Source organism: Bacillus sp. YC2, assembly GCF_019891195.1.
Taxonomy (GTDB): Bacteria; Bacillota; Bacilli; order Bacillales; family Bacillaceae; genus Bacillus.
In genome coordinates this window covers 101,304-118,647 of record NZ_JAHXDO010000010.1, presented here as the reverse complement: position 1 = coordinate 118,647, position 17,344 = coordinate 101,304, and the positions used below count along the sequence as shown (strand labels likewise).

The 17,344-nt window shown below is 46.4% G+C and carries 15 protein-coding genes; 7 read left to right on the top strand and 8 right to left on the bottom strand.

Annotated features, from left to right (window positions below):
• Positions 1-23 precede the first annotated feature (23 nt).
• The gene (locus KY305_RS15695) at positions 24-1,019 is read left to right on the top strand and encodes an SPFH domain-containing protein (protein WP_223063341.1); all 996 of its coding nucleotides are present in this window, start codon (positions 24-26) and stop codon (positions 1,017-1,019) included.
• Positions 1,020-1,067: 48 nt separating this feature from the next.
• Here KY305_RS15695 and KY305_RS15690 read toward each other — a convergent pair whose 3' ends face one another.
• From KY305_RS15690 to KY305_RS15675, 4 genes are all read right to left on the bottom strand, one after another.
• Positions 1,068-2,984 (bottom strand): acyltransferase family protein, encoded by a 1,917-nt coding sequence (locus KY305_RS15690; protein ID WP_223063340.1) that lies wholly within the window; start codon positions 2,982-2,984, stop codon positions 1,068-1,070.
• 268 nt (positions 2,985-3,252) lie between these two features.
• A complete protein-coding gene (gene rsiV / locus KY305_RS15685; RefSeq protein WP_223063339.1) occupies positions 3,253-4,113 on the bottom strand; it encodes an anti-sigma-V factor RsiV in 861 nt (286 codons plus the stop codon).
• Positions 4,113-4,610, bottom strand: coding sequence for an RNA polymerase sigma factor SigV (locus tag KY305_RS15680; protein ID WP_223063338.1), 498 nt, complete (start codon positions 4,608-4,610; stop codon positions 4,113-4,115). Before KY305_RS15680 ends, rsiV begins: the two co-directional genes overlap by 1 nt.
• A gap of 188 nt (positions 4,611-4,798) precedes the next feature.
• Positions 4,799-5,839, bottom strand: a complete 1,041-nt coding sequence (locus tag KY305_RS15675; RefSeq protein ID WP_223063337.1) for a 2,3-butanediol dehydrogenase — start codon at positions 5,837-5,839, stop codon at positions 4,799-4,801.
• Between the two features lie 363 nt (positions 5,840-6,202).
• Between KY305_RS15675 and KY305_RS15670 the strand changes: the two genes are divergently transcribed.
• Entirely contained in the window at positions 6,203-6,571 is a 369-nt protein-coding gene (locus KY305_RS15670) for a septal ring lytic transglycosylase RlpA family protein (RefSeq protein WP_223063336.1), read from the top strand.
• 63 nt (positions 6,572-6,634) lie between these two features.
• Positions 6,635-7,678, top strand: a complete 1,044-nt coding sequence (locus KY305_RS15665) for a hypothetical protein (protein WP_223063335.1) — start codon at positions 6,635-6,637, stop codon at positions 7,676-7,678.
• A gap of 33 nt (positions 7,679-7,711) precedes the next feature.
• Here KY305_RS15665 and KY305_RS15660 read toward each other — a convergent pair whose 3' ends face one another.
• The 4 genes from KY305_RS15660 to gabP form a co-directional block, all read right to left on the bottom strand.
• Positions 7,712-7,870, bottom strand: a complete 159-nt coding sequence (locus KY305_RS15660) for a hypothetical protein (RefSeq protein ID WP_223063334.1) — start codon at positions 7,868-7,870, stop codon at positions 7,712-7,714.
• Between the two features lie 112 nt (positions 7,871-7,982).
• Positions 7,983-8,192: a cold-shock protein gene (locus tag KY305_RS15655; RefSeq protein WP_223063333.1), complete on the bottom strand. Its 210-nt coding sequence runs from the start codon at positions 8,190-8,192 to the stop codon at positions 7,983-7,985.
• A 206-nt stretch (positions 8,193-8,398) separates the two neighbouring features.
• Entirely contained in the window at positions 8,399-9,937 is a 1,539-nt protein-coding gene (cotA, locus tag KY305_RS15650) for an outer spore coat copper-dependent laccase CotA (protein ID WP_223063332.1), read from the bottom strand.
• Positions 9,938-10,045: 108 nt separating this feature from the next.
• Entirely contained in the window at positions 10,046-11,431 is a 1,386-nt protein-coding gene (gene gabP / locus KY305_RS15645; RefSeq protein ID WP_223063331.1) for a GABA permease, read from the bottom strand.
• Between the two features lie 390 nt (positions 11,432-11,821).
• Here gabP and KY305_RS15640 point away from each other — a divergent pair, with 390 nt between their 5' ends.
• The 4 genes from KY305_RS15640 (at position 11,822) to KY305_RS15625 (ending at position 17,214) form a co-directional block, all read left to right on the top strand.
• The gene (locus KY305_RS15640) at positions 11,822-12,697 is read left to right on the top strand and encodes a cation diffusion facilitator family transporter (protein WP_223063330.1); all 876 of its coding nucleotides are present in this window, start codon (positions 11,822-11,824) and stop codon (positions 12,695-12,697) included.
• A 145-nt stretch (positions 12,698-12,842) separates the two neighbouring features.
• Complete coding sequence (locus KY305_RS15635; RefSeq protein WP_214800521.1) at positions 12,843-13,805, top strand: AAA family ATPase; 963 nt, start codon at positions 12,843-12,845, stop codon at positions 13,803-13,805.
• Positions 13,805-14,986, top strand: coding sequence for a DUF58 domain-containing protein (locus KY305_RS15630; protein WP_223063329.1), 1,182 nt, complete (start codon positions 13,805-13,807; stop codon positions 14,984-14,986). Before KY305_RS15635 ends, KY305_RS15630 begins: the two co-directional genes overlap by 1 nt.
• A 20-nt stretch (positions 14,987-15,006) precedes the next feature.
• On the top strand, positions 15,007-17,214 hold the full coding sequence (locus tag KY305_RS15625) for a transglutaminase TgpA family protein (RefSeq protein WP_223063328.1): 2,208 nt from the start codon (positions 15,007-15,009) through the stop codon (positions 17,212-17,214).
• Positions 17,215-17,344 lie beyond the last annotated feature (130 nt).

The window sequence follows — 17,344 nt, the reverse complement described above, 5'->3', positions numbered from 1 at the left end:
CATACGTAAAGGATTGATCATACATGGGCTTTTTCAGAAATCAGTTAGCGAATGTTGTGGAATGGGAAGAGTTTAGAGATGATATGGTTTTCTATAAATGGAACAATCGTGAAATCAAAAAGGGGAGCCGGCTGATCATCCGGCCCGGCCAGGATGCCATCTTTTTATATAACGGCAAGATTGAAGGGATTTTCCGTGATGACGGCGATTATGATATTGAATCTGAAATTATCCCGTTTCTATCGACGTTAAAAGGGTTTAAGTTTGGTTTTAACAGCGGAATGCGGGCTGAGGTGTTATTTGTCAACACGAAGGAGTTCACCGTGAAATGGGGCACGAAAAACGCTATTAATATTCCCGCGGCGGGGATGCCGGGGGGCATGCCGATCCGGGCAAACGGAACGTTCAACTTTAAGGTCATGGATTACATTAGCTTGATTGATAAAATTGCCGGTGTCAGAGACAGCTACTTAGTGGAAGACATTAAAATACGGATTACGTCTATTCTTGATCAGCTTCTGATGAAATGGATCACTAGAGAAGGAAAAGACATGTTTAATCTGCAATCGAATTCCTTTGAGATCGGAAAAGGGATTAAGGAAGACTTGGATATGCAGCTGGTCGGAGACGGCATGTCTATCACGGGTTTCAACATTATGAGCTTTAACTATCCGCAGGAAGTTCAGGATATGATCACGAAAAATGCTTCTTACGGCATGGTGGGCGATGTGAATCGGTACCAGCAGATTTCCATGACGGACGGAATGGCGTCCGGAAAAATGAGCGGAAGCGGCGCTGCCTCTGATATGGCCGGTATGATGATGGGAATGAATATGGCGAATCAAATGATGAACCAAATGAATCAAAATCAGCAGAACCAGCCACAGCAAAATCAAAATCAGACATCTGCACCTTCAAATGGTTCGGAAGGAGCGGCTAAGCCGAATTTCTGTCCGAACTGCGGCACGAAAACGGGCGAAGCGAATTTCTGCCCGAATTGCGGCCATAAGCTCGTATAAATAGGATACAAAAAAGAGGCTCTGAGAAGGCCTCTTTTTTTGCTGTATTTATTTCATCGCTTGAACGATAAGAGCGGTTAATGCTTCGGCACCCTTAGGCACCAAATGTACGCCGTCAGGAGTGAAATATTCCGGGTGCTGAAGGGCTTTGGCATGCCAATCCACTAACGTAATATTGTGACGGGTGTTTGCCTGCTGGCGCAATGACTCGTTTACCTTGCTTTCCCACTGCCGCGGCACACGTGTATTCACGAGGTAGATATGAGCTTTTGAGAAAGAGTTGATCAGCTCTTCAATCTGGCTGTTTGTGAAATAGCCGTTCGTCCCTAACTCAATGATGACCGCTTTGCCCGGCTGATTAAATGACGCGTATTCCGACGTCAGCTGAAGCGCTTGTGAGACTTGTCTTCCCACTTTCCCGTCGATGGTGACATGGGGAACAGACTGCCGGAGACTTGATGCAATGTCCAGCATAACGGAATCTCCGATGGCTAACACTTCTTTATCAGAATGGGCCGGCTTTTGAGCCGCTGCCTGCTGAGATGAGTGCTCCTTTTTTTCTTTATGCGCGCTTGCATCTGTTTTTCTTTTTGTTTCTTTCTTTTCCTGTGCTGAAGCTGTTTTCGGTTTCTCGTCTTTCTTTTTCTTTTCAGCCGCTGCCGGTTTTTGATGGTCATGCGGCTGATCTGAACCTGCGTTTGTTTCTTGAGCGCTTTGCGTATAAGTCCATTGCGGCTGTTTTTTTCCCTCGGCTATTCCGGACAGTCCGCCCGCAAAAACGAGGACGGCGGCAAGAATGAGGCCCATCGACATCCTGCTGATGACAGAGGACGTTTTCCATTCCAGAAATCTGTTCAGAAAAACCCGGCGGAAAAATGCCCGGAAACCGTCGGTGCGGATTGGCTTCTCAATAAAATGATAGGAAAGCTCGGCAAGAATGAAAGTTGCGCCGATCCTGATGACGGCATGCCAATAAACCGGATTCCCGATTTCTTGAACAGGTGTGCTTAATACGATAACGGGATAATGCCAGAGATAAATGCTGTATGATCTTGTTCCGATCCAGCGGAGCGGCTTCCATGAGAGCACATGCCCTAAAAAGCTGCTTGGATGGCATACACATGCTATGAGAGCGGCTGCGGTGATGCTGATCAGAAGCATGCCTCCTCTGTAAAGGAAGGGCTCATATTCATCAACGGAAACGACGCAAACCAGTAACACGGTAAAAGCGGCAAGCTCAGTGCCATGCAGGATATGTTTCATGCTGCTCGGCAGCCGTTTCGATGACAATCGTTTCATCGGCCACACAAGGGCTAACGAGCACCCGATGAGCAGTTCAAATGAACGTGTATCGGTCCCGTAGTAGACACGGCTCGGATCTCCGCCTGGCACATACATGATACTCATCATGACAGCTGAGCATAACGCGAAGAACATAACTGCGGCCGCAAGCCGGGTCCGTTTTTTACATATGTACATTCCCGCAAGCAGGATGAAGGGCCATATCATATAAAACTGTTCTTCAATCGCCAGTGACCAAAGGTTTTTTAACGGCGAAGGAGAACCGAAGCTGTCAAAATAGGAAAGCTTATGGAAAATAAACCACCAATTGCTTATGTAAAAGAGAGAAGAGACCGCATCTCCGCGTACTGTATGCAGAAGCTCCCGGTTGAACAATACGACCCATATAACAGTTGTGATGATCATGAGGTAAGCCGCCGGCAGAAGACGCCGAATCCGGCGCACCCAAAAATCGCGAAAATCCAGAGTGATTTCATTTCCTTGCGCAGGCAATATGATCGATGTAATTAAATAGCCTGATAAAACAAAAAAGATATCAACGCCAATGAAGCCGCCGTCGGCCCAATTGAAGTTTAGATGATAAGCGATGACCGCCAGTACGGCAAAAGCTCGAAGTCCGTCCAGTCCGGGGATATAGCGGCGATGTTGTGTCTTGTCTAACATGGTATTCCTCCAATAGTGTGTGCGGTTATTCTCGCTGTTTTGCGGATAGTTATGGCAGAGTTCTGTACAGTCTTCCATTCGTTCCGTTAATAGACGCATAAGGAAGGGGATTTTGTTTCAGAAAAAATGAATGAAATGTTCTGGTTCTCTTAAACTTTTTTGTCCCCTTTCAGCGTCTATATCATGAAAAGGGCCCCAGAGGAATTGGCTGTTATCAGGGGGAAAAGAAAAAATCCATGACCTGCGGAATCATGGATTTTTTCTTTATTTACCTGATGTAGCGGTCTCCGACGAGCAGGTGTGAGATCACGGAAGTCGGAATTTTAAACTCTGTAACGCCCATATATCCGGGTGCCACTTCATATTCGTCAAATGAAATGACGAGTTTGTGATGGTCTGTAATATAGAAGTTTTGATCATCATGAATGGCTTTGAAAGGCACTGTCATTTCATCTCCTGAGACCCAATATATTTTATCCGGATCCTCTTTCATTTGCTTTTTCATCTGTTCTTTTATGTTTTGGCTGATGACTTTAATATATCGGTCATCTTTAAATAAGCTCTTTAACGTAAGCAAGGCCTCATTTTTCTTATCAATCGTGATATAACGGCTTTGTGTGTAAGATGACGCTTGGGTTTTTTCAATATCACGGCGTATTGAGATAAGGTCCGGCGTGTCAGTTACGGTTTCATAATCGCTGTAGATGCTGAGGTGGCCTTTTTTCTTTTTGGAGGTCGCCTGCATAAATTCCTGATACAGCTGTTTGCTTTCTTTCATATAATTTTGGTTGATGCTGTCCTCAAGCTCGTGATTGGAAAGGCCGGACAGGGCGGGCGTTTTTACATCGATGCTTGATTGGTCTTTTTCTTCTTTCGTTTCGACGAATGTGATGGCTTGGACGACCTTGCCGATAACGGGGATTTTTGACATGGCTTGTGCGGCATCAGGATTGATATTCACAACGGCGGTAAATAAGACGGCCGCTGCGACTGCCGCCGATGTCGGCCACATCACGATTCGTTTCTTTTTCGGTTTATGCTGAAGGGCTTTTTCGACAATGCTGTCCAGTTCTTTAGGAATGGGCACATTTTTATACTCTTCTCTTAATTGTTCTAATCTCTTTTCCATTAAGAAAGATCCTCCTTCGTCAGCTGAATGCGCATAAGCTTCAGGCCTCTGTAAAGGCGTGTTTTGACGGTGTTGATGTTTTCCCCTGTGATCTCCGCGATTTCTTCTAATTTCAAGTCTTCGAAGAAACGCAGAATAATGATTGTTTTATATTGGTGCGGCAGCTCTTCAAGCGCTTCATGAAGGTCTGTGTCTTTATAGTGATCTTCCTTTCCGCGGCTTAAAAACTCGATCGTTTCGTCATCCATCACTTTAAGTTTTTTCTGCTTGCGGAGAAAATCAATGGCGGTGCGCACTAAAATTTTATAAAACCAGCTTTTAATCGTATCGGGATTTCGGACGGAATCGACTGACGCCAGCGCTTTTTGAATCGATTCCTGTACAATATCTAACGCGTCGTCCTTGTTCTTTACATAACTGTAAGCCAGACGGTAAAAGTCTTCCTTACGCTCAGTTATGCACGTCACAAGCGACGCTTTGGCTGTTTGATTCTTCATTGCTTTAAAGGGCTCCTTTTTTGAAAATACGTATCATAGGCTGTTACCTAAGGATAGACGGGACAGGGTGAAAAATAGTTTGCACAGAGTGCATCATTTTTAAAAGGAAAAGGAAGGAAAGGGGAAGAGATGAAAAAAAAGAGCCTGAACGGCTCTTTTCGGATGTGTCTGGTATTTTGCTGAACGGATTAGTTCGGTTTTACTAAGATTTTTACTTGGCTTTTCTCTTTGATTAAAGCGCCGAAGCCTTCTTCTATCAGATCGTCGAGCACGATTTTTTTCGTGACGAGCTTATCTGCTGAGAAGTAGCCCTCTTTCATCAGTGCGAGGACGGAAGGGAAGATGTCACGGTATCCGATAATGCCTTTAACGGTCCGTTCTTTGATTACGATATCGTTCGGATGGATTTCCGCTCCTTTTTCCCAGATGCTGACGATGACTGTTTCGCCCGCGATGCTTGTTGATTGAATCGCTTGACGGAGAACAACAGGGACGCCTGTTACTTCATAAGAAACATCAACGCCGCCGTTTGTGCGTTTTGAGATTTCTTCAACGACATCATCCGTTTTTGACGGATCAATGATGATAGCGCCGAGCTCTTTCGCCTTTTCCTGACGTTCAGGTGAAAGTTCAACCGCGTAAATATCCGTAGCTCCCGCTGCCTTCAGGGCTTCAATGACAAGCAGCCCGATCGGTCCGCAGCCAAAAACGGCAGCCGTGTCGCCCGCTTTTAATTTGCTTTGGCGTACGGCGTAAAGCGCAACCGCTGAAGGCTCAACAAGTGCGCCTTGTTCGTAAGAAAGCTCTTCAGGAAGCTTAAACAGCAATTCTTCGTCGACGGAGACATATTCAGAAAATCCGCCGCCGCCTCCCGCTAAGCCTAAAAAGCCCATTTGTTCATCAAGGTTGTAGGCTCCCTGATGCCCGTGTGTGGCAAAAATCGGTTCAACGACGACACGGTCGCCGACGCTGTAATTTTTGACGCCTTCGCCCACTTCCACGACTTCTCCTGAGAATTCGTGGCCCATTGTGACAGGCGCAGTTTCGTTTGTTAATGGATGCGGTTTGCCGACCGGAATAAAGATAGGGCCTCCTAAGTATTCATGAAGGTCGCTTCCGCAAATTCCGCACCATTTGACTTTAATTTTGACTTTTCCCGGTTCTGCTTTAGGTTCATCAATGTTTTCGATTCGAATGTCTTTTTGATTGTGCCATCTTGCCGCTTTCATTGATTATCACTCCTAGTCTGATAGAAACGAGTATAGGTACATGATCAATATGAACCTTGATGAAAAGGAATAAAGCGTTTCCCAAAGCCTGATTTCTCAAAATATATCATATTACGCAACTATCAATAGGCCTTATAAAAAGTCCATATTGAATGCAGAAATACTCTAGGGATATTATACCTCTAATGATTTAAATTTTGTAGTATAATTTACCATGGAATTATTTTGTTTGTTGGAAAGTTGTCATATTTGTGTGCTTGATCCCTCCTGAGTTGTAATCAACATGTAAAGTGAATGAAATATTGTAACAGCCATCTTGGTGTATAATTTTGCTAGTAGAAAACATGTCAGGGGGACGAAAGCTTGAAGAAGTTATTCTTAGCCATTTTGATTTTAGCAGGAAGTACGCTGGGAGCGTTCAGTTACACCTCTGCAGCAAGTGCTAAAAAAGTGAACGGAAATATTACTTGGTATAATGGAGTCGGCAAAAAAGGATCTTCCGGTAAAAAACTGGGACATTGGGATTGTGCGACAAAGTTAGGTTTTGACGTACCGAGAAACGGAACAAAAATCAGAGCTTATGCGAAAGCTAAACCGAAAAAGGTTATTACAGTATATAAAAATGATGTCGGCCGTATGCCGAATGCAGTTTTGGATGTGAGCCCGAAAGCGTTCAAAGCGCTGGGATACCCGTTAAGCAAAGGGAAAGTATCCGGACATTACAGCTATTAAATAGACCATGTAAAAAGCAAGGAGACTGATTCTTGCTTTTTCTAATTGATGGAGAGAATAATCATGAAAAAGAAACTATTGTTTTGGATCTTAGCCGCGGTTGTTTTAGCAGGGGCGGTGCTTGCAGCTGTTTTGATGATGAAAGGCAAAAGCAGCGGAGAAGACGCTGCCGTTGTGTCCGGCGGGCATGATAAGCTGCTTGTTTCCATTACAGGCACGGATCTGTTAACGAAATATTACGAAGATGACCGCGTCCTGCACGAGGAAAAACTCTCGGCATATCCGGCTTTTGCGCTTGATGACGCTCATCAGGTGCTCTATTATGTCGGTAATAATGATCAAAATGAGATGCGGCTGTATAAGCTTGATTTGAAAACGAAACAAAAGAGCACACTGTATAAAGGATCGGCGAGTGCAGACAGTTTGTTTTTATCTAAGGATCTGTCACACATTTATTTCCGGCTGGGCAAAGCGGACGAGGACAACTTTCGCCTCGCGTCTTTTGACTTAAAAACAAAACGTTATCAAAATTTGTTTCCCACGGCGGATAATAAAGACGACAGTGTCAGCAATTTCTTTTATAACCGCAAGAAAAACTCCTTTGCGCTTCTGCATTATTCAGTGGAAGAGGACTATAAAAAAACCGATGAGGCGAACGAGAAGGGGATAGATCCTGAACCGGCCAAGGTGCGTTTTGCGGCTGGAACGAGCGGCTCTCTTGAGAATCTGACGAGTCTTGAACAGTTTATCAGTGATGTGGCGATGTCACCGGACGGAGAGAATCTCGTCTTTACATCGTATACACAAAAAGGGACGGAGCAAAAAGCGTTCATTCGGCTGATGAACGTCAAAACGAAAAAATATGAAACGATTATTTCAAATGAAAAGGATTTTACGCCGTTAATTGATGCCCAGCCTCAGTTTTCTAAAGACGGAAGCCTCATTTATTTCATGGCTGAGGCCAAAGGGGCCAAGCGTCTGAAAGATGAAACCGGACGGAAGGCGAAGGTGCGCACCATTTACGCTTATCATCTGGATACGAAGAAGATTCAAAAAGTCTGGCAGCATGACAACGGAATTATCAACAGCTTTTCTGTCATACAATAACGAAAAAACACTCAGCGCCCGCTGGGTGTTTTTTTAATGAACGAAGCTGGCTGCGGCTGAGGCGAGCCATTTGAAGAAACGGAGAATCGGGACGGCGAAGTTAAGTGTTTCGATGAATGACTGGGCGGCAAAATTGAATTTTTGCTGCTTTGCCCTTTCTTTCAGATCTTTATGCTGCTGATCGCTTTTCAAGTCAATCACCCCTTTTTCTTCACATTATACCATAAAAAGGTAACGAAAACGCAAAGGCCTCTCATGATGACATGGAGGCCTTCTCTATGTTTGAGAATCGTAAAAGGGAGGTCTAACTTGATGCCGTTTGACTGTTGTTTTGGAGATTCACCAACGAACGGACGCCGTCGATCATTTTACTGCCGCATAGAGGGCATGTCGGGGTATCACTGGCGGCAAAGTTTTTTCTGGTCCAGCCATTACAGTCCTCTTTCGTGCATTCCCACGTACCTACATCCTCTTTAGGCAGCGGTTCCTGATTACGTTTGTTGTAGTAAGACATAAAGTCACTTCTTCCCTTATGAATTTTAGTGCACACTTTCATTGTCTCATACTTTTCCCTAAACTCCTAATTCCTTTTTCTATCCGTATTTCCATTTGAGGGGGGCATAGCGTCCACCTGTTATTACAGTATATGCAAAAAAGTGCCATGATATTTTTCCTTTTTTAAATCAAAAGCACCCGGCTGAAAAAGCGGGTGCATTTTGATTATGACAGGTCGGTTACGTCCATCGGCCTCATCATATCGTAATCTTCATGCTCTAAAATATGGCAATGCCATACGTAGCGTCCGCTGTACGGTCCGAAAACAGCTGCGATTCTGATGACTTCTCCGGCGTGTGCCTGCACGGTGTCTTTCCAGCCTTTTTCGCTTGGCGGCGGCGGGATGGCGGGTCCTGTAAAGACAATGTCGCCGAATTCGTTATACCGATCCATGTCAAATGGCCTTCGGTCAAGCACTTGAAAGGAAACCAAGTGCAGATGAATCGGGTGGGTTCCCCCTGTCGGATTGATAATCGACCATATTTCTGTTGTCCCGAGCTTAGGCGCTTCTGTGACCGGATCATGCCATCGCTTGTTATTGAGTGTCAGAACCGGCCGCCCGTATTTATCTTGAGTGTTTGTGAGCTTGAGCGTTCTGATGTTTTGGATTCTTCCGGCTGTTACGTCAGGCATGGAAGCAAGATATTTCGGCTTTCGGCTTGTGTCTTTTCCTGTGAGCGGCTTTGTTACGCGGAATTGCATGACACTGGCGTCGGTTTCCGAATTTGCGGCTCCTCCGCATCCGGTGCCGTTTGTTAAGATCATGTTTTCTCCATTAAAGGCGGAAAAATCGATGAGCACGTCATACCGCTCAGCCGGAGCTAAGCTGATTGACTGCGTTTTGACAGAGCGGGGGAGCAGTCCGCCGTCAGAACCGATTTGGATAAAATCACTGCCGTTACTGAGTCCGAGCGTGAATGTTCTGGTATTGGACGCATTGAGGATGCGGAAACGGTATGTTCTCGGTTCCACTTCCATGTACGGCCAAGCTTTTCCGTTGACGAGAATGGTTTCTCCGCAAAGAAACGGAACGATTGAAGGTTTCGGCAGCGTTTCGGAAGGATTATCCGGTCCGCTCGGATAAAACAGAGAACCGTCGTCATTTATTGTGCGGTCCAGAATCATGAGCGGAACGTCGTATTCTCTTTCAGGAAGCTTCAGCCGTTTTTCTTTCTGTTCGCGGATGATATACATGCCGGCAAGCCCGGCGTATACGTTGAGCCTGGTGATCGCCATGGCGTGGTCGTGATACCATAAGAGCGCCCCGCGCTGTTTGTTTGGATAATGATATATTTCTTTCTCAAAATACGGTCCCGTTTCTTCAAAATCCCGGGTGAACCAGGCTTCCGGATAGCCGTCGCTTTCAGGCGGTGTCGCTCCTCCGTGTAAATGGACAACGGTTTTGACATCAGGCTCCGAATGTCCGCTTTCCGAATGATGGATGGTATGATCGACGGGAAGAAAATGCGTTTGCGGCAGGTCATTCATCCATTTAATATACACACTTTCATTTTGCTGCACGTCGATGGTGGGGCCGGGAAACAACCCGTTGTATCCCCAAAGGCGGGTCGGCGGAAGATCGCGGTGCAGCTTGTGATAGCATTCCTTCATGGTAACTTCGTAGTATGTGCTGCCGTTTGATTGCTTCAGAGGCTTTAAGGTTTCGATAATCGGAAGTTCATCTGCAAATTTCTCAAGTTCCATTATTCATCCTGTCCTTATCGTTTATTCAAATCCTGTACTATAGTTAATGCCGGCGGAAACAGGTTGGTTAAAAAAACACCCGCCCTTTTTTCAGGCAGGTGTTTTGGTTTATTGCGCGACACGGCTTTCAGCAGCGCTCTCTTTCGGTTTTTGTTTTTTGTGGAATACGTATGAGACGAGGACGACCAACGTAATAAATCCTGTCAGAAGAAATTCAGACCGCATTGAGCTGATAAACAGCATGGATAATAAAATTCCGCAAATGGCGATGATGGTCAGGTAGGTTAAGTAAGGGTAAAACCACATTTTGATTTTCAAAGATTCAGGGGCGGTCTGTTCAATTTGTTTTCTCATTTTAAGCTGAGAGACTGCGATAACAAGATAGACGAGCAGTGCGATAGCTCCTGATGAATTGACTAAAAATAAGAAGACGGTGTCGGGAGAGAAGTAGTTCATCACAACGGCAATATAAGAGAAAAAGGTGCCGGCGATGATGGCTTGAACCGGTACGCCTCTTTTACTCAGTTTCATAAAGCGGCGCGGCGCCTCGTTTCGCTCAGCGAGTGAATAAAGCATTCTTGATGTAGTATAAAGCCCTGAGTTCAGGCAGGACAGAACGGCTGTCAGGACGATGAAGTTCATGATTTGGGCGGCTGCGGGAACCCCGATATGTCCCAGAACGGCAACGAAGGGGCTTTCTAAAATATTGGCCGAATTCCATGGAAGCAAGGTCACGACAACTGCAATGGAGCCGACGTAAAAGATGATAATGCGCCAAACGACTGAGCGCGTCGCTTTCATCACAGATTCGACCGGATTTGAGGTCTCACCCGCTGCGATCGCAACAATTTCAGAGCCCATAAAAGAAAAAATCACGACGACGATGCCCAGCAGGACAGAACTGACGCCTTGGGGAAAAAATCCGCCATTGCCCGTCAGATTGGCCAGTCCGACCGGTTTGCTGCCGGGGGCGATTCCGAAAATAAAAGCAAAGCCCACGATTAAGAAGACAACGATGGTGACCACCTTAATTAAGGAAAGCCAATATTCAAATTCACCGAAGGATTTGACTGAGTAAATATTTGTCAGCGTTAATAAGACGGTCAGAAGCAGACTCGTCAGCCATAACGGAATGTCAGGGAACCAGTACTGAATGATTCCGGCTCCTGCAATGGCTTCAATGGCGATGACAATAACCCAGAAAAACCAGTACAGCCACCCGATCGTATAGCCGGCCCACGGACCGATGGCATCATGGGCATACTGTGAAAACGAACCGCTTGTCGGGTTGACGGAAGACATTTCCCCGAGCATTCTCATAATAAAAATGACTAAAAGTCCGGCCAATGCGTATGACACAATGGCTCCCGGTCCTGTCGAATGAATGACTGAGCCGCTTCCTACAAATAATCCGGCGCCGATCACGCCGGCGATTGAAATCATCGTCATATGCCGGGTCTTTAACCCCTTCGATAAAGAATTAGGCTGATTCATTCTTTGCCTCCTTTGGTTTTTATTTATGCTGAATATTCCGACAAGTATTATTCTACCATAAATGAATATGACATATAGAAATTGTGTGAGGAAATGTGACATTTTTATTCGCGCCGCGGCTGACTACACGGAAGAAAAAAGAAAAAATTTTCTGTCATTGTGTCCGTTTGAGGGAAATGCATTTTATTCCAAAAAAGACCGATGGCAAGAAGCCTTGGTATTATTGAGGTTAGAAAGGTTTTTGTGAATAAAAATAATTTGCGCTATACCAAAAAAGTTCCATACTCACTATTTTTCTGTGGAGAGTGAATCATGTTTCTATAGACCCACTGCGCCATCGCTTTGTATGATAATGAAAGAAAAAATTTGAACGGGAAGGAGGTTTTTTCAGTGGAGAGATATAATGAATTGAAAAAAGGCGAAACCGGAGCGCTTGTCAGTATTGCCGCATATGCCGTGTTGTCCGCGGTAAAGCTTGTAATCGGTTATGTATTCCACTCTGAGGCGCTTCTTGCGGACGGGTTAAATAACACGACTGATATTGTGGCATCTGCCGCTGTTTTCATCGGTTTGCGCATCTCTCAAAAACCTCCTGACGAAGATCATCCTTACGGGCATTTCCGGGCGGAAACCGTCGCATCGCTCATTGCTTCTATTATTATGATGCTGGTGGGGATGCAGGTGCTGTTCAGCGCCGCGGAATCTATTTTCTCCGTGAAAGAGGAGACGCCTGATATGATCGCCGCATGGACAGCTGCGGGAAGCGCCGCTGTTATGCTGATCGTGTACCGCTATATGAAAACGCTGGCTAAAAAGGTAAACAGCCAGGCGCTTCAAGCCGCCGCGGCTGATAACAAATCCGATGCGCTCGTCAGTATCGGTACGTTTGTCGGTATTTTCGCGTCGCAATTCCATTTGGCCTGGGTTGACACGGTCACTGCGTTTATTATCGGTTTGATCATTTGCAAAACCGCTTGGGATATTTTCAAGGAGTCCTCACATTCGTTAACCGACGGCTTTGATGTCAAGCATATGTCTGATTATAAAAAAACGATTGAACAGATTGCGGGCGTCAGCCGCTTAAAAGATATTAAAGCGAGGTATTTGGGCAGCTCCGTCCATGTAGACGTGGTGATTGAGGTATCGTCAGATTTGAATATTAAAGAAAGCCATGATATTGCCAATGAGGTAGAGCGTAAGATGAAAGAGGAACATGCCATTGACCATTCACACGTTCACATGGAGCCTCTGCAGCTGAGTAAATGAATCAGGAAGCTTCCTTTCACAGGGAAGCTTTTTTGCTGTGCGGGACTGGAAACAATTTGCCGGAAACGTTTTTTATACAGGTTATATTTTGTGGTAAAGTTAGATTACGATAATTGAAATTTGAGAGATGACTAGGAGGAAAAGAATGGCTTATAAAGAAGAGCTGCATCCGCTGCTGGGTAAAGCCGTTGACCATATTGAAAAAGTAATTATAGGAAAAAGAGACATAGCCATACTCAGCCTGGCCGCCATTCTTGCAAAAGGCCATGTGCTGCTGGAAGACGTGCCGGGAGTCGGTAAAACAATGATGGTCCGCGCTTTGGCAAAATTGATCGGAGCGGACTTTAAAAGAATTCAGTTCACCCCGGATCTGCTGCCGTCAGATGTCACGGGTGTCTCTATTTACAATACGAAAACGATGGAATTCGAATATCGCCCCGGCCCCATTATGGGAAACATCGTGCTGGCCGATGAAATTAACAGAACCTCTCCGAAAACGCAATCCTCTTTGCTTGAGGCAATGGAGGAGGGGAATGTCACGATAGACGGGAAGACGATGCCGCTGGGTGAGCCGTTTTTTGTCATGGCTACTCAAAATCCGGTCGAATACGAAGGGACGTACCCGCTGCCCGAAGCTCAGCTTGATCGGTTTTTATTTAAGCTGAAGATGGGGTATCCGACTGCCGAGGAGGAGCTTGAGGTACTGTCTTTGCAGGAAGGGCGAAATCCGCTTGAAACAATGGAACCGGTTATTTCTAAAGAACAATTTATCTGTCTGCAAAAAAACATGGAGCAGGTGCGGGTGGATGCCGGCGTGAAAGCGTACATCGTCGGCATCACTCAGGAGACACGGCGCCATCCGTCTGTGCATTTGGGCGTAAGCCCGCGGGGGTCCATATCCCTGATGAAAGCGGCGCAGGCTTACGCACTGCTTCATCATCGCGATTATGTCATTCCTGACGATATTCAGTATCTGGCCCCATTCACATTGCCGCACAGGATGATCCTGCATGCTGAGGCGAAATTTAATGAAGTAACGCCGGAAGCGGTTATAGAGGAAATCCTGTCATCGGTGAAAGTGCCTGTTCAAAGGGCGTCGGTCCGCTGATGAAAAAGAAAGTGTATTGGCTGGTATACGGCTGGAAGCTGCTCGTGCTGATCATGCTGACGGCAGCGGTTTTCTCTTATGCCATGTTTCAGGGCGGGTTTGTGAGCTGGTTTTTATTTTATGCGTTCTTGCCGTTTACAGTGTACGCCGGCTTGCTCGCTCTGTACCCGCTGCGGGCGTTTCAGGTGACGCGTGAAACATCTGCTGCCCAATTAACCGCAGGAGACAAGCTTTTCGTGACTGTCACGCTGAAGCGGCGCCTGCCGTTTCCGCTGATGTATATGGTGATTGAGGATGTAATGCCGGAAACGCTTGGTGAAAGGCGGCGTGCAAAACAGCTCGTATTTCCGTGGTTTCAAAAAAAACTGACGCTTCACTATCAATTGTCACCGGTTCCCCGCGGAGAGCATCGTTTACATACCGTAAGGGTGCGGACAGGCGATGTCCTCGGGCTTTTGGAAAAAACGGCGTCTTTTACAATCGCGGATACAATTTTAGTCTATCCGGCGTATTCGGCTCTTCGTTACAAGCCGTATGCAGCCCGGCAGGAAGAAGGCGCGGGTGCGGCTGCGCCATTTCATATGCACCGCTCCACAGTCGCCGCAAGCGTCAGAAATTATCAGCCGGGCGACCGGTTTTCAGCGGTCGATTGGAAAACATCGGCGCGCCGCAATGAACTGATGACAAAGGAATTTGAACCGTTGACGAGCATGAATCTGGTCCTGATTCTGGACTGCCAGTCGTCTCCTTCGTTTGAAGCAGCGGTGTCAGCGTCCGCTTCTCTTCTTTATACAGTTTTAATCGGCGGCTCTTTTGCCGGATTTGTTCCATTGGGCAATGAACGCACTGTCTTTCCGGTTCAGGAGGGTGAGCGGCATTTCAGAAACATCCTGCGTTACTTAGCTTCAGCCGCTGATGTGAACACGAATCCGATCAGCCGTTTAGGGGAAGAACTGGCAAACCGGCGAGTGCGCCAAGCCGCGATTGCCGTCGTTACGGGCAGGCTCTCAGAAGAGCTGCTGGCGCAGGCTGAGGCCGGTTCGGCAAACATGACCGTTTTCGTAGCGAAAGAAACGAATGCCGCGCTTCCGGAGTCGGAACGAAAACTCGCTCTCCGCTTTGCTCAAAAGAATATAAATGTACAAATGATCAGGGACGGACGGGTGTCTCATGTTGTATAGAAAGAGAGGTGGCGCGCCGCATGCTGCATGACGAGAACCAGGGAAGCAGGCTGAGCTTGCTGCTGTTTTATTTTCTCGCTTTTTTATTGTTATGGGAATGGCTCAGGCCGCTGCACAATTTTACGGATACAAAACATACAGGTTTTTTCATTGTATTTATCGGCCTGACATTTCTGCTGTCATTTTTTCGGATGAGATGGTATGTAACCGTGCCGTCTTGTATCCTGTTTACATTAATCAGCATTCATATTTTGTTTTATAAAGGATCAATTTTGAATCCGGGATGGCTCAGCTCTTTTTTTCGGGACGTGATGCTGAATGCCGGGCACATCGGAACCGGAAGATGGAATGATATGAACCCTTCTTTCCGCACACTGCTGTTTTTTGTGCTCTTATGGCTGCTCGTGTATTTGCTGCATTACTGGGTGATCTATCAGCGGAAAATTTTATTCTTTTTTATTATGACGGTGGCATATATTACGGTGCTTGATACATTTACGCCTTATGATGCCGCATATGCCGTCATCCGTATCGTCTTCATTGGCTTTCTGATGATGGGGCTTTTGTACATGGAACGCATTCGCCTGACGGAAAACATAGCATTGAAGAAAAGGCTTATCGCCAAATGGTTTTTCCCTCTGGCGCTTTTCATTTGTGCTTCTGTCATATTCGGATTGGCGGCTCCGAAATCAGACCCGAATTGGCCTGATCCGGTGCCGTTTTTCAAAAAAATCACCAATCAGCATCAGGTGCCGGCCGCTGAAAGTAAAATCGGCTACGGCAACCATGATGAAACGCTGGGCGGTCCTTTCCAGCAGGATGATACTCCTGTATTTAAATGGAAGGGGAAGGAACGGGCTTATTTCCGCGTGGAAACGAAGGATACGTATACGGGAAAAGGCTGGGTGGAAACAGATCAAGGCATGTCTTATAAAATTGACAGGGGAAACGTGGAAGACCTGTGGTTTGACCGGAGCGTACAGACAAAGCGTTATACAACGCAGGTGTCCATCGACAAAAATTACCTCTATAATCACGTCATGTATCCGATCGGCGTATCCAATATTAAGCCGAAACAATCCGTCCAGCTTGAAATGAACGGGAACACTGAGCAAATCACACCCGTCAGTGAACAAGTGGGCAACATTCGGAATATGGGCAGGTATACGCTGACATTTCAGTCGCCTGTCTTTAAGCTGAATGAACTCAGAAAGGTGAAAGTAAAGCAAAACCGCTCGCAAAATCAATTTAATGACCGTTATTTACAGCTTCCTGACAACCTGCCGGAAAGGGTGGGGAAGCTCGCGGAGAAACTGACGCGCGATCATCACAATATGTTTGATAAAGCGAAAGCGATCGAAGATTATTTAGGGTCTTCCGCCTTTTCATATCATACGCAAGATGTCGCAGTGCCGAAACAGGATCAGGACTATGTCGACCAGTTTCTTTTCGAAACGAAAAGAGGATATTGCGACAATTTTTCTTCAGCGATGGCCGTGCTGCTGAGATCGTCGGGAATTCCGGCCCGCTGGGTGAAAGGGTACACCTCGGGGGAGTATAAAGCAGCCGGGGATCAAAACGGATCAATTTATGAAGTGACCAATAACAACGCCCATTCTTGGGTGGAGGTTTATTTCCCTGATCAGGGCTGGGTCACATTTGAACCGACAAAAGGGTTCACCAATCCGACGGAATTTACGTCAGAGATGAAAAGCTCTGCTGACGGCAGCAACGACTCAGCAAAAAAATCGGAGAAATCTTCCGAAAAGCCGCGCGAAGAAACAAAGCCGAAAAAGGAAGCTGCGCCGAAAGACCAAGAAAAGCGCAAGTTTACACCGAAACCGGCTTTGCAGAAACAAGCGGCGGCACATTTTTTGCCGTATGCCGCGGTCCTTATCATTTTTGCAGCGGCCGCAGCGCTTGCGTGGTTTTTCCGTTCCCGCTGGATTCCATTTGCTGAAGCCGCCAGACTGAAACGGCGAACCGATGAAGATGCGTTTTTTGATGCATACGCCGCATTGCTCCGCCAGCTGAAAAGAAAAGGATACGGCAGGGGTGACGGTGAAACGCTGCGTGATTTCGCCGCGAGAATAGACGCTGCATACGAAACAGAAGATATGTCTGAACTCACGCTTCGCTACGAGCGGGCCTTGTACCGCAATGACAATCCAGCCGAGCTTTGGAATGAATCGAGACAGTTGTGGGAAAATATAATTAAAAGAAGATAGTCTTGACCGCATATGTTCCTGTTGTTAGAATAAATGAATGTTAAATGGGAGCCCGGGGGCGTTAAAAGCCGGGCTCCGAACAAGTCTTGCCGGCAGAGGGCGGAACGTGTGTCCTCCGTTTTTTTCTGTG

Bases quoted from the DNA above. Each gene is read 5' to 3' on its own strand.
- KY305_RS15695 (WP_223063341.1), top strand. From the start codon at position 24: ATGGGCTTTTTCAGAAATCAGTTAGCGAATGTTGTGGAATGGGAAGAG.
- KY305_RS15680 (WP_223063338.1), bottom strand. From the start codon at position 4,610: ATGAAGAATCAAACAGCCAAAGCGTCGCTTGTGACGTGCATAACTGAG.
- KY305_RS15655 (WP_223063333.1), bottom strand. From the start codon at position 8,192: ATGTCTTACTACAACAAACGTAATCAGGAACCGCTGCCTAAAGAGGAT.
- cotA (WP_223063332.1), bottom strand. From the start codon at position 9,937: ATGGAACTTGAGAAATTTGCAGATGAACTTCCGATTATCGAAACCTTA.
- KY305_RS15625 (WP_223063328.1), top strand. From the start codon at position 15,007: ATGCTGCATGACGAGAACCAGGGAAGCAGGCTGAGCTTGCTGCTGTTT.
- KY305_RS15690 (WP_223063340.1), bottom strand. From the start codon at position 2,984: ATGTTAGACAAGACACAACATCGCCGCTATATCCCCGGACTGGACGGA.
- KY305_RS15635 (WP_214800521.1), top strand. From the start codon at position 12,843: ATGGCTTATAAAGAAGAGCTGCATCCGCTGCTGGGTAAAGCCGTTGAC.
- KY305_RS15675 (WP_223063337.1), bottom strand. From the start codon at position 5,839: ATGAAAGCGGCAAGATGGCACAATCAAAAAGACATTCGAATCGAAAAC.
- gabP (WP_223063331.1), bottom strand. From the start codon at position 11,431: ATGAATCAGCCTAATTCTTTATCGAAGGGGTTAAAGACCCGGCATATG.
- rsiV (WP_223063339.1), bottom strand. From the start codon at position 4,113: ATGGAAAAGAGATTAGAACAATTAAGAGAAGAGTATAAAAATGTGCCC.
- KY305_RS15630 (WP_223063329.1), top strand. From the start codon at position 13,805: ATGAAAAAGAAAGTGTATTGGCTGGTATACGGCTGGAAGCTGCTCGTG.
- KY305_RS15665 (WP_223063335.1), top strand. From the start codon at position 6,635: ATGAAAAAGAAACTATTGTTTTGGATCTTAGCCGCGGTTGTTTTAGCA.